Below are 15,262 nucleotides of genomic sequence, written 5' to 3'. Positions count from 1 at the left end.
TGACCGCTTCTTATCAAAGGATGGCATCACCCTTGCAGGTCGCGCCGCGCGTAGCCATACATTCCGATCGCTATCGCGGCGATGGTTATGGCAGTCAACCAAGCGCTGGCAGCCCAGTCGGGTGCGGTATCCGGTACGGCGGCGAGGTGGGCGAACGGCGAGATCTCCCGAATCCAGCCGGGTGCGCCGATGCTCTGCACCACGACGTCGAGCAGGAACCCGCCGACCACGGGTATCGCACCGATCACCCCCACCGCGTCGGGCCGCCAGCCCAACGCCAGTACCGCGGCGCCGAGGGCGAGCAGGGCTACCGGAGCCACGTTGGCGGCACCGGCGAGGGCAGCACCCAGGCTCAGCGGCGCACCGGCGAGTACCGCGCCCGCCCACATCGCGCTCGCCGCGGTGACCAGCAGAACCACCAAACCAACTACGGTGACGGCGATTTCGATTCCCGCCGAGTTATAACGCGACAGCGGCAGCGCATGCAGCGCGGTCCAGCGGCGGGCCTTCTCGTCGGCGACCATGGCGGAGATACGACTCTCGGCGTAACCCCCGGCCGGCAGGGCCAGCAGAGCGAACATCGCCGCCGCGAACCCGGTGGCCGACCCGAGGCCGCCGAAACCGGCTGTCGCGGCGAGCTCGGCGAAACGCGGGTTCTCGTCCATGAATTCGAGGATCGAGGAGATCAGCGCCCCGATCAGCAGGAAGTAGGCACCGATGCCCACGGCCCATCCGACAGTCGGGAGCACCGCGCGACGCACCGCGAAACCGGCCACCGATCCGAGCAGTCGGGTACGGGGAGCCCGAGTGGCGGACACGACGATCACCGCACCGCCGAGGTCGCGGCGCTGAACCACGGCGAACGCGCTCGCGGCCGGGACGACAACGAACACCAACAGCACTAACAACGGTGCGACACGGTTGTCGGCGTAGGGCGCGGTGCGGGCGGCCAGGCCGAACGGGGTAAACCACGCCACCCAGGCGAACGCGCCGACACCGTCGGCGAGCATCCGCAGCAGCAAACCAACCCCTACCACGGCCGAGGCGAGCCAGGTGGCCGCGGCTCGCGACGAAACCAGTTGCGCCGTCAGCAATCCCACGCCGCCGAAGGTCGCGGTGACGCCGAACACGCAGGCGGCGTGCAGGATTGCGCCCAGTGGGTCGGTACCGGCGACGACCAGCGCGGTCCCGACCCCGCCCGCGATCACCGCCGCGGCCAGCCACAGCGTGCCGGTTACCCGTACGAGCAGATCGAGCGAGCGCAGCCTGCCGCCGAGCAGCAACTCCCAGTGCCCCGCGTCTTCCGCGCCGCGGGTCAGGCGGGTGGCGGCCAGCAGTGCCCACACCCCGCACAGCACCAGCACCGGGGTGCCGGTGCGCCACACAGTGAATCCACCGGGATCCGACAAAGCCAGCGGCGGACCGAAAAGGACTCGGATGGCGGGGTTTTCAACGAGCGCGCGGATCGCGCCGGAGTCGACGGTGCCGGCGAAGGTGCTGCGGTATTGGAAGGCGACCAGCGCTGACATTCCGGCGGCGACGGCCGCGACGAACAGCGCCCCACGCTGTGCTTGGTGCCGGGTGAGCCGGGCGACCGCCCGTCCTGGCGCGAACCCACCTGCCGATACGGCTGAGGTAGTCATCGTCACGCCTGCCCGTAGTAGTCGAGGAAGATCTCTTCGAGACTGGGCTCGTGCGACGACAGCGTCGTCACCTGCGCGGCGGACAACGCGCGCAGCGCAGGCGCCGCCGACCCCGACACCGTGAACCGGAGCCGCCCATGGTCGGGCGCTTCGACATTCTCGACACCGGCTACCTCGCTCAGCACCGGCGCTGGCCCCTCGTAGGTGACCTCGACGATGGTCCGGTGCAACCGGCGCAACTCTGCCAAGGTCGCGGTCTGCACGAGCCGACCGGCGCGCAGGATCGCCACTCGATCACACAGCGCCTCGACCTCGCCGAGCTGGTGCGAACTCAGGAACACGGTCTGCCCGCGATCGCGGGCCTCACCGACGCACCGCCGGAACTCGTGCTCCATCAACGGGTCCAGCCCGCTGGTCGGCTCGTCGAGCACCAGCAGCGGCGCCCGCGAGGCGAACGCCGCGATCAGCGCGACCTTCTGCCGATTGCCGGTCGAATAGGCCTTGCCGAGCTTGTCGACCTCCAGGGCGAACCGCTCGATCAACTCGGCGCGATACGCCAGGTCGGTGCCCGCACCGATCTGGGCGAGCAGCTCCAACGTCTCGGCGCCGGTCAGTGACGGCCACAAGGCCACATCGGCAGGCACATAAGCCAGGTGACGATGCGCCCGCCGCACGTCGGCGGCGTCCGCATCGAAGATCCGCACGATCCCTGTCGAAGGACGGATCAGCCCGAGCAGCAACCGGATGGTGGTCGACTTCCCGGCACCGTTGGGGCCGAGAAACCCGAACACTTCACCAGTGGCGACCGTGAGGCTCAGATCATCGACCGCGACGGTACGGCCGAACCGTTTGCACAGATGCTCGATCGAGACGGCAGCACAGGTAGTGGTGGCGTGCACCGGCAACGCCAAAATAGCAGACACGGAAACCCTCCGAAGTCGGCGAATATGACATGCCGACCAGACTTCCCGGCGCTCCTGACCACAACGCTACGCCGCCGCGGCAGGCACCGTGGGCTTTTGTCAAGCCCCGCAACAGCTATCCGGGCATCTTCGGCTGCGTCACTTCAACACCGGCTCGAGCCTGAGCGGCGGTGCAAACGTTCCGTCAAATCGGGCGTGGATGGCTTGCCGCCGATATGCCCGATGGGCTTGTATCGCGGTATGACTGCGACTTCGGGCCCTCGGTGCGCTGCGCGCCGGGTCGACGAGGTCGCCCGGCACCGTGTGGAGCGGATGCCGTCTGCCCTGGAGCTTTTCGGCTTCGGCAGTGAGGACGAGCCGCCGAGTCCGGCGTAACGGTCCACCACGCCCTGTGCAGCACGGCAGATCTGTGCCGTGCCGTGTTGCCGCTGCACAAGCGGTGTCCCACTTGTCTTTTCGCGATGACCGATCGCGATATTCCTGCCTGCGCGTCTCGTACACCAGTGCGTGACGATCGCACCACCCCGATGGGAGAACTATGTCCGCAAGCTCGCCGGCGACCCGCACCGTACTCGTGACCGGTGCCGATAGCCGCCTGGGTTTCGCTACCGCACGGCTGCTGATTGCCGACGGCGCCACCGTCATCGCCCACGTCCTGGAAAAGGACCGTGCCGACGAAACAATGGAACGACTACAGAGCGAACCCGGGCTCGGCCGAGTTCGGCTGGTGCACGCCGACTTCACCCGCCTGGCCGAGGTCGACGAGCTCGGTCGTACCCTGGCCTCGGAGCTACCCCGCCTCGACGCATTGCTCAACGTCGCGTCCATCGCCGCGCCGCAACGGCGCACGCACACCGACGACGGGCACGAATTGACCTTCCAGGTCGACTATCTCGCGCCACGACGGCTCACCATGGCGTTGGCCCCCGCCGTCGCCGCGGCGCAGGGGCGGGTCGTCACGGTGACCTCGAAACTGCACGCCGGTGGCAACATCGACTACTCGGACCTGGACCGCAACCGAGCCATCTATACCCCGCTCGCGATCTACGCCCAAGCCAAACTGGCGTTGACCATGTTCAGCCGGTCCTTGTCCGAGACCGGACCCGAAGGTCTCACCTCGGTGAGCGTGCACCCCGCCGACTTCGAGATCGACCTGCCCCAATTACGCAGTCACCGAACCGCTTCCGTCGAGGAGGCCGCCGCGTTGCTCGTCGAGTTCAGCACAGCGGCAACGCCGGTGGTCAACGGCGGCTACTACGAGGGCTTCGAGCGGGCGACACCTGCTGCCCTGGTACGTAATTCACGGGCACGCACCCGGCTCGCGGTGTGGACCAGCCAGTTCGAACACACGGCGTAGTCCGCCCCGCCCCGGCGCGGCCGCTTCACCACCACTGGGTGATTTCGCCGATTCGGCGGCCGAGTTCGGGGGCCAGGGTGCGGGCGTAGCTGGCGGTGAGGTGGTGCTCGTCGCGATAGATCAGCACGTTGCCCTCGGCGGCCAGGCAACGGTCGGGGCGGCAGATGGCGTCGGACAGGTCCAGCGGAAATATGTTGGGGTGTCTCGAGGCCGGTAACTCGGCGGGGTTCTCCGGGTCGAGCGCGGCCGCTCGGTCCATCCCGCAGCTGTAGGGGCTGCCCCGGTCCGCCAAACAGTCGACGGCACGGTAGTGCACCTCGCCACGACGCAGCCAGGGGATATCCCGGATCGCGAGGACGTTGAGTCCGCGGTCGTCCAATGCGGTCCAGATATCGATGAATTCCGGTGGTACATAGTCCCCTTTGTCCCAGCGGGGCCGCGTGCCGATGGTGAATATCCACTCCGGGCGGTGATCGGCGAGCAGATCCAGCACCTCGATCGACCATTCGCGGCATTCGGGGAACGGCGCCAGGGCGTAGGAGGGCTCGTCGGCCAAAGTGAGCGGACAACCTTCCTTCAGATAGGTCACGATGCGGAACTTGTGCTCGCCCGCAAGCAGTTCCAGGGCCGGCAACCAGTGTTCGGAGTGTGAGCCGCCGACCAAAGCGATGGTGCGGTCGGCATTCACGTCACCGTAGGTGCAGACCCGGACTTCCCGGTTCGCACTGATACAGCCGTCGAACGTCGGGGCAGGCGCGTCGAGCCGGCCTTCGAAGACGGTCGGCCGCATCGGCTCCGGCGCCACGGCTACCTCCTCGAAAAGCACTGCCGCGCCGGGATATCGGTTGACCGCCAGCTCGGCCGCCGGCTGCGCGGGGTTCGCCCGGACCACCGCTTGCCAGCTGAGCGCAGCCACCAGCACGCCGATGCCCAGTACCGACACCGCCGCCCCGATACCGCGCCGGGAACGCGCGGCCACACCGGACCGGGTAGTGGTCGGGCGCAGGCGCAGCGGTGTCTCGACCAGCCGCTGCGTCGCCACCGCGAGGACGAGCGAGACGGCGATGACGAGAATCCCGCCGCCGATGCCGGGACTACTCTCGCCGTATTCGGTCAGGTAGAAGATCAGCACCGGCCAATGCCACAGGTAGAGCGAGTAGGCCAGCGCACCCAGTTCGACGAGCAGCGGTGTCGCCAGCAGACGGTTGATCCACGGGTGCGGTGCGGTGCCGGTGTTCATACCGGACACGATCAGCGCGGCAGTAGCGAGGACGGGATAAAGCGCGGCGGGGCCGGGGAATTCGGTGCCACCATCGATGAGCAGCCCACAGGAGATCACCATGCCGAGTCCGGCGACCGCGAGTATCGCGCGCATCGGCTTCGGGATCGAAATCCATGGTGCGGCAACGGCCAATGCCGCACCGACGAGCAATTCCCAGGCGCGAGCGCCACTGTCGTAGTAGGTCCACGCCTGATGCTGTGCCGATCCGGACGCCGCGTACCAGAACGAGGCCACGCCGAACCCGGCGAGCCAGGCCAGCAACCGCCCGCGAAATCGTAGCGTCCACGACCAGATCCCGACGACCAGCAGCATCAGCAGATAGAACTGCCCCTGTACCGCCATCGACCACAGATGTTGCAGCGGACTGACCGAGGGATCCGGTGCGAGGTAGTCCAGTTCCGCCCCTGCCAAATACCAGTTCTGGTAGTACAGCGCCGAGGCGAGCGTCTGGGCCGAGATGTCGGCCCAGCGCGTGTAAGGCTGGGCGAGCACCGTGGCGAGCAACACCGCGGCGAGGACGAGACACAGCGCGGGCAACAGCCTGCGTACGGTCCGGCGCACGGTGTATCCCAGACCGATCGCATCCGTGGTCTCGATGCGGCGCAACAACATTGCGGTGAAGAAGAATCCCGACAGGACCAGGAACACGTCCACCCCGCCGGAGACCCGGCCCATCCACACGTGGAACACCACGACCAGCGCGATCGCGAGGCCACGCAGGCCGTCGAGGTCGTGCCGATACCCGGTGCCGACCGCTCCCCCGGCCCGGTCCCCCCTGAGTTCGCTCGACGCCGACCCCAGGCGCACGGCGTCCTGGACCCAAGTCAACATGCGCCACCACCTTTTACGCCGTCCGCCGGCTTCGCCGCCGACCTCCGCGTGAGCACCGTCCGACTCCCGCCATCGTTATGACCGACCCGACGCCCGGGCCGGGTTGCCGGCCTGACCGCCCGGCACTCCGCCCGCAAACCATGCCGCAGCAGGCACCGTCGAATCAAACCGGCAGCAGCACCCAGCGCCGGATGATGCCGCTCTGTTGCCTTGGCGCCGAGGATGTTCAGGGTTTTCGATACCTGTCGGGGATTCCATCGCGGTCCGCGGCGCGGGCTTCATGTTCGATGATGACGTGGTATGTCCGGTTACGGAACCGCAGCACGGTGGCTCTCGGCCTGAGCCGTACGAACGTCAGTGGTGGACGGGGGCACCGGACGTGGACGCTAGTGGACGGGCTCGCTGGGCTGACCGGATGAGCGGCGGCGGAGAAAAGCGAGCAGGTCCGGGCCGCCGCGTAGGCACCACAGCGCGATCACGGGGTCGCAGACCGCGCAGCTGAGGGACGAATCGTGCGCGAACGGGACGATCGGATGACCTTTGAGGTGATGCAACACGTCAGAGATGGTGTGTAGCAGCCAGGCGATTCCGATGAAGGTCCAGGAATTGAGTCCACGGAAAGCGCAGTAGGTGATGAGGGCGGTGAACAAGTACTCCCAGCCGCCGAGGCCGCCGCCGCTGAGATAGGCGGCACCGGCTCCGGCGACCATGATCGCGTTGAAGGTACGCCGGTGCGGTTCCCGGATCAGTGACATCAGCACGGCGTATACGACGCCGATCGACAGCGGCGCAACGACATAGACGACGACGGGATGCATGGCCGGGTGACTCCTTCTGGTGCTCAGGGCTGGATCGGTCACGAAGGTATCGCCCGGCCGGGAGGTATCCCAGTGGCATTTCTGCCGTATACCCACGGAAAATCGCCAACCCCGATGGCCGCGCCCGATAGTCACAGCCGGTGCCGGACAGCACGGCCCGGATCAGTTCGGCGCACGCGGTGGCGCCCATGTCCCGGAAAATCTCGCGCACACTGTGGCACGTGCGCGAAATCGGTGATTACCCCGATGTGGACACCGACCCGGGCGGCATAGAGTTTCGTCGCGGGGCCCGAAACAGCAACGGGCCAACGCTTTCCGAACAGTCCGGGGGCCGAGGTGACAGGTAATCGTCGGTGGTCGACGACCGCTGCAGTGCTGTACACCGTGTGGGGTGTGCTGCACATGGGACTCGGCGCCTCCATGGTGATCAGCGACCTCGCCGACGGTGCGCCCGGCACCGAGTCGGCGGCCGAAAGTCTGCTGTACTTCCTTTGCGTGACCACGCTGGGAGCGCAGGCCATCTTCGTCGCGGTGACCATGAACAGGGTCAACAGTCGCCTGGGTTATTGGCTCAACGCCGTCGTGCTCGGTGTGGTCGACCTGGCCTTCCTGGTGTTTCTCGCAGCGCCCGGTTACGTCGACCTGATCGGCGCGATCGTGGGACCGGTCGTCTGGCTGCTGGCCACCGCGTGCGCGACCGTCGCATTGCGACAGCCGACTACCCGATAGCGGCGTCCATCGGTCAGCCCTGCCAGACACCCTGCGGTCGGATGGTGAAGCGCATAGTCGGGGCATACTCAGCCGAGCGTGAACGTCGCGCGGCCCGCGATGTGCTCCAGATCCACGTTCTGCGGATAGACCTTGGAGTACGTGTCGATCCACGCCTCCACCTTCCCGGCGCCCGGCCCCATGCCCATGCCGGTGATCACGTTGTCCGGCAGGCCGACCACCGAGGTGCCTTCGACACGTTGCGACTGCCCGCTGGTCCGGCCGGTGTCGAGGTTGCGCCAATGCACGGTGACGAAGTAGGCCCCGCAGAACTCCCCGGTCTGCGTGATCTTCACTCGGACACCGAATACACCGGACTGCGGCTGCGGCACCGTCTCGGCATTGATGATCGCCGCACAATTCGGCCCCGGCACCCGCGTGAGGGTCGAGGAGAACTGCGTCACCGGATCGTCGGGGTTGGCGCCGGCGGACCCAGCGAATCCGCTCACCGCGGCCACCATCGCCGTCGCGACCACACCCGTGCGGAACATAAACCGTTGTAGGAAAACATTTTTCATACTCATGATCTTTCTTTCGCCCGGCACATCGGCGGCGTTATCGATCTCTCGTGCCCTCAATCTCGGGGGCTGGACAATGCCCGCCGCTCGATCATGGATGGGCCGAAGCGTTTCGATTCCTAGCGGGTTCGGCTCATCCGATCAGTCGCGTTGGACGGGGTGAAATCCGCGCGCGGTCCCGGCACGAGCGGCGTGCGGGGTCGGAGCCGAGTTCGTAACGAGTTCCCGCCAGCCAGCTACTGATTCGTTAGCTGTCTATCGGAATCAGCTGTGTCGCAGGTAATTCGAAGTACCGATCTCAGCCATTCAGCAAGATTGGCGGTCACGGTACCCGACAATGAGAACACCGGCGTTTCGTTGCCGGGTCAGTGGCCGACAGGAGAGCCCGATGACACAGCTCGAATCCCCTTCCACCGCACCAGATTCCCCCAAACCCGACCAACCCGTGGCAACCAGCGTATTCGTCAACGGGTACATTCCGCGGCGGCGCGGGCTGGTCCTACTGCTCGGTGTACTCGCCGGGTTCCTACTGACCGTGGTGTGGTCGGCGCCGTTCGTGGACACCACGATCGGTGGCACCGTGGCCGACGGGCTGCTCGGCCACGACGCCAAAGAAACCGCGATCACCGGCATCGGCGCGGGCATCGTCTTCGCGTTCGTCTCCGGCCTGGCGGGCACGTTCACCGCGTGCAACATCGCCGTCTTCGGCGCGGTGGCGCCGCTGGCGGGCAGCGCGGGCGGCTGGTGGAACCGGGTGCAGGCGGTGCTGCGGCCGCTGCTGTGGATGGCGGTCGGCATGGTCGCCGTGTCCGCCGCCTACGGTGTCGTGGTCGGCATCTTCGGCACCGACATGCCGCAATTCGACACCGCGCCGAGCCGGCCCGGCCAGATCTCACCACGGCTGATCCAATCGATGGTGGTATTCGGCGTGATCGGGGTGATCATGACCTACCTCGGACTCGCCGTGCTCGGTCTGGTGCGCGACCCGTTCACCCGCATCGCCGCCCGCTTCCCGAACGCACCGTTGGTCGTCTTCGGCGGCCTGATCGGCGCCTTCCTCATCGGACGCCCGTTCCCGTTGTTCCGCAAGCTGTTTCGCGACGCCGCCGAAGAGGGCAACATTCTCTACGCCGCGAGCGCCTTCGTCCTGCAGTCCCTCGGCAACATCATCATCCTCGCCATCCTGCTGATCCTGACCGTCCTCGTCGGTGGCCGCCTGCAACGCTGGTTCCAAACCGACCCACGCCGCGTCAGCATCCTCAGCGCCACCGCCCTACTCACCGTCGGCGTCTTCACCTTCCTCTACTGGGATGTGCGCCTACTCGCCATGCGCGACATCATCCCGTGGTATCCGGTGGCGCCCTGGGTGTAGTCCGAGCCTGCCCGTAGCTTCGGTCATCGCACGATCTGCATGCTCGCGACGATCGCATCGTTGTGTTCACCCGGATGCTGTTCGAAGATCGCGACGTCCGCATCGGCGAGTACCCAGGCTTGATGCGGTTGTGGTGCCATGCCGTTCGGGCAGGTGACCACCCACTTTCGGTAGTCTGCTTTCTGTTCCCCCACCTGCCGATATCGGGTGCTGTCTCCTGTCGTGGCCGTGACGTCGTCGACGCGCAGCGCGTCGACGGAACCGCCGTGGCGATAGCAGCCACCCTTGATTTCGGGTTTCAGAGCGGCGATTTCGCCGGTGAATGCCACGTCGTAGCGCAGCGATAGATCACCGCTTCCTCCTGCCGGGTATCCGATAACTCCCTGAGTCTCCAGGCCCTCCGCGTACGCGAAAACGCTGAACTCGGCCGGAAGCGTGAAGCGCACGCCCGGAGCCAGACCAGTGGACGCCGGTGGAATCACGCCCACGGAGTCCGCCGGTACCGGTGCCGATGCTGTCGACGTTGCTGATCGAGTCGATCCCTGGTCGCTCGCATCCGCGCATGCTGCCGCGGTCACCGAACACGCCACGATCATCAGCACGCACAGAATTCGGAGTGTCATGGCGACACTGTGCGGCATCCGTCATCGCTGTGTAAAGGCACCGAAATCGGGGGGCGTTGGTGTGCCCGCGCAGTGGCCCGATCTCGCCGAATTGCACTGTCATCGGGGCAGACTCAGCACCCGCCGGGCAATGATGTCGAGTTGGATCTCGACGGTGCCGCCGCCGAAGAGAATGGCGGGCAGTCCGAGGAAGTCGAAGGTGTAGGGCTGCTCGGGGTGGCCGACGGCGGCGCGGGGGCCGAGGATCGATACCAGCGCTCGGGAGGCGTCCCGCTGGGCGAGGGCATGCCAGACCTTGCGGACGCTGTTGCTCGAGCTGTTGCCGTCGGCGGCGCCGTTCATCCTGGTCATGGCGTTGCGCAGGGTGAGCGCGGCGACCGAGAGTTCGAGTGCGACATTGCGGCCGAGCACGCGCAGCGCGTCGTCGCGAGTGCCGGTGTGGTCACCGGATTCCAGGAGGCGGCGGACCAGGGTGCTGGAGCCGTGACCGAAAGTTGCCGAGCCCATGGCAAGTCGTTCGTTGCCCAGTGTGGTGACCGCGATCCGCCAGCCGTCGCCGGGCTGCGCGACCACCTGACTGTCGGGCACGAAAACCTCGTTGAGGAAGACCTCGTTGAACTCCCAGATTCCGGTGACTTGCCGCAGGGGACGGACCTCGACGCCGGTGGCGTCCATCGCAATCAAGAAGTATGTCAGCCCAGCGTGTTTGGGGACCGTGGCGTCGGTACGTGCCAGGCAGACCGCCCAATCGGCTTCTTGCGCTTGGGAATTCCACACCTTCTGCCCGGTGATCACCCATCCGCCCTCGACCTTGCGTGCCGCGGTGGACAATCCGGCCAGGTCCGAACCCGCGCCGGGCTCGGAGAACAGCTGACACCAGATGATCTTGCCCAGCAGGGTGTCCACCACGAACCGCGCGCGCTGCCCGGCGTCACCGTGTTCGATCAGAGTCGGCAGGATCCAGGCGCCGATACCGAGCTCGGGCTGGGCCAATCCGCGGCGGGCGAATTCCTCCGCGATCACGGCCTGTTCGGCCGGTCCGGCGCCGAGTCCGTACGGACTCGGATAGTGCGGGGCGACCAAGCCATCGGCGGCCAGCCGAGCCCGGCGGGACGCGCCGCGCGCGGGAGCCCAACCCGCGGCAGGGATTTCGTCGTCGGGCAACGCCATGACCTCGTCCAGTACGGCGCCGACGGTGGCACGTAACTCGGGCAGTGTGCCTGCGGTGACGAACGAGAAGTCACGGTCGGCGACCAGCGAGCGCTCCCCCAGTTCACGGGCCGCCGCGTCCTCTCCGCCCGCACCGGCGGCCAGGGCGATCGCGCGCCGCCAGTACAGGTGGGCGTCGTGTTCCCAGGTGAATCCGATCCCGCCGAGCAAACTGACGCAGTCCACTGCCTGATCGATGGCGGCGGGCAGCACGGTCAGCGCGGCGCTCGCGGCGGCGAGGAATCGCTGATCGTGCGCCTGGGTCTCGGCCCGGGCCGCGTCCCAGGTCGCCGCGGTCGCGACTTCGGCACGGACCAGCATGCGGGCCGTCTTGTGCTGCACCGCCTGGAAACTGCCGATCGGCCGGCCGAATTGTTCGCGCACCCGGACGTATTCGACGGTGGTGTCCAGGCACCAGCGGCAGATTCCGGTCGCTTCCGCGGCGGCCAGCGTCGTCATCCACAGGTGCGCGACGGCGGGATCGATGCCGTCGAGCACTCGCTGCGCATCCACCGGATAGGCATCGAATTCGGCGTGACCGAGGGACCGCGTCAGGTCGACCGCCTCGGCGCCGACCACCTGCACCGAAGCAGCCGCGTCAGCGGCGCTGACCCAGAACCACAGGCTCGCGCCGGAGTCGCCCTCGACGGCGGCACGCACCACGATTCGCCGGGCACCGGGCAGGCCGGGCACCGGGTCGGAGACACCCGACACCACCCAGCCGGCACCGGCGGGGGTGGCTCGCAGATCCGGTCCGGTGGCGACCGCTCCCGATAAGCCCGCAGCGAACTCCGCCAGCAGTGGTTCGCCGTTCGCCGCCGCCATGGCGAGCGCGCTCGCCGTCACCGTCGACAGGTAGGGGCCCGGGAACAGCGCCGTGCTCAATTGCTCGACGGCCACCGCGAGTGTCGCCAGGCCGCATTCGTCCCCGCCGAAGGCCGCGGGCAGGTGCAGCGCGTGTAATCCCTGTTCGCACAGGGCCCTCCAGATGTCGGTGGGCATCATGCCCTCCGCATAGTCGGCGAGGTGCTCGCGGGTCTGCGCGAGCGGAGCGATCTTGTGTGCGAACGCGGCGACCGATTCGGCCAGCGCTCGCTGGTCCGCGTCTACGGCTAGGGACATACAGATACTCCTGAAGGCTGAATCAGCAAGGATGTTTTCTACTGGGTGGCTCGCAGCCGTCGGTCACGACCGCGGCAAGTCCTGCCAATCGCTCGACAGCCGGGCAGACCACACCGGTTCGCGGCGATCGAGCCGGGCTCGCATGCCCTCTGCGGCGTCGGGGCTCCCCATGACCCGCAGATGCAGTTCGGTTTCGAGATCGGCGACCCGGGTGGGGTCGTAGCCGCGGATCGCCGTGTCCCACAGCAGTCTTTTGCTCAATGCCGCGGACATCGGCGCCACATTGACGGCCATGTCCGTGGCCATGGCAAGCGCGGCGGGCAGCACCTCGGCGGCGGGCAGGCAGCAGCGGGCGAGGCCGAGCCGCACCGCTTCGGCACCGTCGAAAGTGCGCCCGGACAACAGGATGTCGGCCGCGACCGACATCCCCGCCACCTTCGCCACCGTCCAGTGCGCCATCGCGTCGGGCACGACGCCGAGGCGCACCTGCGGAATCGCATAATGCGCGTCGGTGGCGACCACCCGGATGTCGGCCTGCATCGCCAGGGTCATCCCGATGCCGATCGCGTGCCCGTTCACCGCGGCGATCACCGGCTTACGCAGTGCGAACGCGGGCGGGTCGACCGGCGACGCGGAAAAGGCCGGGCTGCCGGGCTTTTCGAACGTCTTCGCCCCGCCGCCCAGATCCGCGCCCGCGCAGAACGCGGGTGCGGCACCGGTCAGCACGATGACCCGGACCGCGTCCTCGGCGTCCAGATCGCGATACGCGCGTCCGAGCGCGCGCCCCATCGCCGCGGTGAAAGCGTTGCGGCGCTCCGGGCGGTCCAGCGTCACCACCGCGACGCCCGCGGTGATCTCGATCCGCACGTCGCTCATGCCTGCGCCTCGCTGACGCTCAGCTCCGGCATGACCGACGTTGTCGGCTGTGTCGATGTTCGCTCGCTACGCTCGCTCATCCGGTCTGCAATTCCGTAACCAAGTCCCTGATGTGCGCATCGGCTGGGTCGTAACCCGGGAAATAGCAACATATTCGGTCGGCGACGGCACCGAAGCGCGCCACGATTTCGGCGGCGCATTGCTCCGGTGTGCCGCAGACGGCCAGCGTCCGGAGCATCTGGTCGTCGATCAGCTCGGTCATCGCTTCCACGCGACCGTGTTTGGACAGCGCGTTCAGTTCGGGTTGCAGTTCCCCCCAGCCCTCGACATCGAGGACCGGACGGTAGGCGGGCGTCGACCCATAGAAGGCGAGCAGGCGGCGAGCGCCCACCGCGGCCGCTGCCAGCTCGGCGGGCGTGCGGCCCATCGCGACGATCACCTGGGGATAGATCGCCAGTTCGGCGGCGTCGCGACCGGCCCGCGCGAGCCCCTCGTCGATGGCGGGCCGGGTGCGCTCGGCGAAGTGCCGCGCGCTGTTGAACGGCATGACCAGCAGACCGTCGGCCACCTCGGCCGCGGTTCTGGTCATGATCGGGCCGAGCGCGCCGAGGCAGATCTCCGGCACGCCAAAGGGATTGGGGCCGGGATCGAAGGTGGGCGGCATCAGGGTGTGCCGGGTGAATTCGCCCTCGAAGCGCAGCGGGGTCCCGTTCTGCCAGGAACCGAGAATGGCCTTGACCGCCAGCACCGCTTCCCGCATCCGCGCCGCGGGCCGCGACCACTGGCCGCCGTACCGCTTGTCGATGTGCGCGCGGGTCTGGGAACCGAGACCGAGCCGGAACCGGCCCCGGCTGAGCAGGTGCAGATCGTAGGCAGCGTGTGCCAAATGCACCGGACTGCGCGGCAGGGCGATGGCGACATTGCTCATCAAGTCGACGGGTTCGGCCGCGGTCGACGCCAGCGTCAGCGGCTGGAAGACGTCGTGGGCGCCCTCGAAGGTGAACAGGCCGTCGGCGCCGCACGCGATCAATTCGGTTGCCCGCGAGAGGGCTTCGTCGGGCCGTCCGTTCAGTTGGAGGTCGATTTTCATCGTTCCGCCGCGAACCGCGGAAGCACTGCGATCATAATTACATAGTACCATGTAACGTTATTGCCGTACGCGGCAATCCCCTGGCTCCACTTCGGTCTCAGCCGCGCACCGGCCCGCCGGCGCACACCATCGCATACAGGGCGTCGGCCAATTTCGATACGAACTGCTCCGCTTCCGCGCCGCCGCGCGAGAGCGCGTGGAATGTCGTTGTGCCCGCGAGTATTTCGAAAACGAGTTCGGCATCGGCGCCGGGCCCGATCCGGCCGTCGTCGACCGCGCCGCCGAGCAGCTCGGCGAACGCCTTGCGCACCGGAGCTCCGATCGCCAGCAGTCGCCGCCGCGCCTCCTCGGTCTGCGAATCGGCCAGCAGCCCCGGCACACCGGCGCGCGCGGCCGGACTGTCCGCGCGCGCCAAGAAGATGCGCACCCACGTCGCCAAGTCGGCCCGAAGATCACCGGTCGGCTCGGGCGGCGTATGTCCGCCCGCGCCGTGAACAGCTTCCTCCAGCAACGCCTGCCGAGTCGGCCAGCGCCGATAGATCGCGGGCGAGTTCACCCCCGCCCGCTTGGCGATCGCCACGATCGTGGTCTGCTGATATCCGACCTCGGCCAGCAACTGCCGTGCGGCGACGAGCACGGCGAGGTCCTTGTCGGCGTCGCGCGGCCGGCCGGGGCGCGGCGAGGTCTCCGAAGTCATCGTTACATAGTAACCTGTAATGTTATTCGGACCCGCCCTGAACCCAGCCCTGACTCAGCCGTCGCGGAGTAGCACCTCGATCCGCGCGGCACAGAACGCGGTGACATCGACCTCGGGCGGTCGTTGTCACCGG

The 15,262-nt window shown here is 67.6% G+C and carries 13 protein-coding genes; 3 read left to right on the top strand and 10 right to left on the bottom strand.

Features of this window, described 5'->3' with window-relative positions; genetic code table 11:
• Nucleotides 1-26: 26 nt before the first annotated feature.
• Complete coding sequence (locus DBO33_RS20170) at nucleotides 27-1,643, bottom strand: polyketide antibiotic transporter (protein ID WP_107656435.1); 1,617 nt, start codon at nucleotides 1,641-1,643, stop codon at nucleotides 27-29.
• Between the two features lie 2 nt (nucleotides 1,644-1,645).
• Nucleotides 1,646-2,557, bottom strand: a complete 912-nt coding sequence (locus DBO33_RS20165; RefSeq protein ID WP_407670621.1) for an ABC transporter ATP-binding protein — start codon at nucleotides 2,555-2,557, stop codon at nucleotides 1,646-1,648.
• Nucleotides 2,558-3,104: 547 nt separating this feature from the next.
• Between DBO33_RS20165 and DBO33_RS20160 the strand changes: the two genes are divergently transcribed.
• The gene (locus DBO33_RS20160; RefSeq protein ID WP_107656434.1) at nucleotides 3,105-3,923 is read left to right on the top strand and encodes an SDR family NAD(P)-dependent oxidoreductase; all 819 of its coding nucleotides are present in this window, start codon (nucleotides 3,105-3,107) and stop codon (nucleotides 3,921-3,923) included.
• A gap of 25 nt (nucleotides 3,924-3,948) precedes the next feature.
• Here DBO33_RS20160 and DBO33_RS20155 read toward each other — a convergent pair whose 3' ends face one another.
• Complete coding sequence (locus DBO33_RS20155) at nucleotides 3,949-6,036, bottom strand: acyltransferase family protein (protein WP_107656433.1); 2,088 nt, start codon at nucleotides 6,034-6,036, stop codon at nucleotides 3,949-3,951.
• A gap of 386 nt (nucleotides 6,037-6,422) precedes the next feature.
• Nucleotides 6,423-6,854, bottom strand: a complete 432-nt coding sequence (locus DBO33_RS20150) for a DUF6010 family protein (RefSeq protein ID WP_107656432.1) — start codon at nucleotides 6,852-6,854, stop codon at nucleotides 6,423-6,425.
• Nucleotides 6,855-7,226: 372 nt separating this feature from the next.
• Between DBO33_RS20150 and DBO33_RS20145 the strand changes: the two genes are divergently transcribed.
• Nucleotides 7,227-7,583, top strand: coding sequence for a hypothetical protein (locus DBO33_RS20145; protein WP_234390934.1), 357 nt, complete (start codon nucleotides 7,227-7,229; stop codon nucleotides 7,581-7,583).
• 68 nt (nucleotides 7,584-7,651) lie between these two features.
• On the opposite strand, the gene DBO33_RS20140 is transcribed toward DBO33_RS20145, so the two are convergent.
• The gene (locus DBO33_RS20140) at nucleotides 7,652-8,140 is read right to left on the bottom strand and encodes a hypothetical protein (protein ID WP_234390933.1); all 489 of its coding nucleotides are present in this window, start codon (nucleotides 8,138-8,140) and stop codon (nucleotides 7,652-7,654) included.
• Nucleotides 8,141-8,528: 388 nt separating this feature from the next.
• Between DBO33_RS20140 and DBO33_RS20135 the strand changes: the two genes are divergently transcribed.
• Nucleotides 8,529-9,512 (top strand): hypothetical protein, encoded by a 984-nt coding sequence (locus DBO33_RS20135; protein ID WP_107656430.1) that lies wholly within the window; start codon nucleotides 8,529-8,531, stop codon nucleotides 9,510-9,512.
• A 23-nt stretch (nucleotides 9,513-9,535) separates the two neighbouring features.
• Here DBO33_RS20135 and DBO33_RS20130 read toward each other — a convergent pair whose 3' ends face one another.
• The 5 genes from DBO33_RS20130 to DBO33_RS20110 form a co-directional block, all read right to left on the bottom strand.
• Nucleotides 9,536-10,135, bottom strand: a complete 600-nt coding sequence (locus DBO33_RS20130) for a hypothetical protein (protein WP_159080376.1) — start codon at nucleotides 10,133-10,135, stop codon at nucleotides 9,536-9,538.
• Nucleotides 10,136-10,234: 99 nt separating this feature from the next.
• Nucleotides 10,235-12,466, bottom strand: coding sequence for an acyl-CoA dehydrogenase (locus DBO33_RS20125; RefSeq protein ID WP_107656428.1), 2,232 nt, complete (start codon nucleotides 12,464-12,466; stop codon nucleotides 10,235-10,237).
• Between the two features lie 63 nt (nucleotides 12,467-12,529).
• The gene (locus DBO33_RS20120) at nucleotides 12,530-13,342 is read right to left on the bottom strand and encodes an enoyl-CoA hydratase/isomerase family protein (protein ID WP_107656427.1); all 813 of its coding nucleotides are present in this window, start codon (nucleotides 13,340-13,342) and stop codon (nucleotides 12,530-12,532) included.
• Nucleotides 13,343-13,418: 76 nt separating this feature from the next.
• Nucleotides 13,419-14,432, bottom strand: a complete 1,014-nt coding sequence (locus DBO33_RS20115) for a TIGR03617 family F420-dependent LLM class oxidoreductase (RefSeq protein ID WP_107656426.1) — start codon at nucleotides 14,430-14,432, stop codon at nucleotides 13,419-13,421.
• A gap of 97 nt (nucleotides 14,433-14,529) precedes the next feature.
• The gene (locus DBO33_RS20110) at nucleotides 14,530-15,129 is read right to left on the bottom strand and encodes a TetR/AcrR family transcriptional regulator (protein WP_107656425.1); all 600 of its coding nucleotides are present in this window, start codon (nucleotides 15,127-15,129) and stop codon (nucleotides 14,530-14,532) included.
• Nucleotides 15,130-15,262: the final 133 nt, after the last annotated feature.

Source organism: Nocardia suismassiliense, assembly GCF_900269665.1.
Taxonomy (GTDB): domain Bacteria; phylum Actinomycetota; class Actinomycetes; order Mycobacteriales; family Mycobacteriaceae; genus Nocardia; species Nocardia suismassiliense.
Note: the sequence above shows the minus strand (reverse complement) of the source record. Positions and strands in the feature narration are given on the sequence as shown.

Bases quoted from the DNA above. Each gene is read 5' to 3' on its own strand.
- DBO33_RS20170 (WP_107656435.1), bottom strand. From the start codon at position 1,643: ATGACTACCTCAGCCGTATCGGCAGGTGGGTTCGCGCCAGGACGGGCG.
- DBO33_RS20160 (WP_107656434.1), top strand. From the start codon at position 3,105: ATGTCCGCAAGCTCGCCGGCGACCCGCACCGTACTCGTGACCGGTGCC.
- DBO33_RS20155 (WP_107656433.1), bottom strand. From the start codon at position 6,036: ATGTTGACTTGGGTCCAGGACGCCGTGCGCCTGGGGTCGGCGTCGAGC.
- DBO33_RS20150 (WP_107656432.1), bottom strand. From the start codon at position 6,854: ATGCATCCCGTCGTCGTCTATGTCGTTGCGCCGCTGTCGATCGGCGTC.
- DBO33_RS20140 (WP_234390933.1), bottom strand. From the start codon at position 8,140: ATGAAAAATGTTTTCCTACAACGGTTTATGTTCCGCACGGGTGTGGTC.
- DBO33_RS20135 (WP_107656430.1), top strand. From the start codon at position 8,529: ATGACACAGCTCGAATCCCCTTCCACCGCACCAGATTCCCCCAAACCC.
- DBO33_RS20130 (WP_159080376.1), bottom strand. From the start codon at position 10,135: ATGACACTCCGAATTCTGTGCGTGCTGATGATCGTGGCGTGTTCGGTG.
- DBO33_RS20125 (WP_107656428.1), bottom strand. From the start codon at position 12,466: ATGTCCCTAGCCGTAGACGCGGACCAGCGAGCGCTGGCCGAATCGGTC.
- DBO33_RS20120 (WP_107656427.1), bottom strand. From the start codon at position 13,342: ATGAGCGACGTGCGGATCGAGATCACCGCGGGCGTCGCGGTGGTGACG.
- DBO33_RS20115 (WP_107656426.1), bottom strand. From the start codon at position 14,432: ATGAAAATCGACCTCCAACTGAACGGACGGCCCGACGAAGCCCTCTCG.
- DBO33_RS20110 (WP_107656425.1), bottom strand. From the start codon at position 15,129: ATGACTTCGGAGACCTCGCCGCGCCCCGGCCGGCCGCGCGACGCCGAC.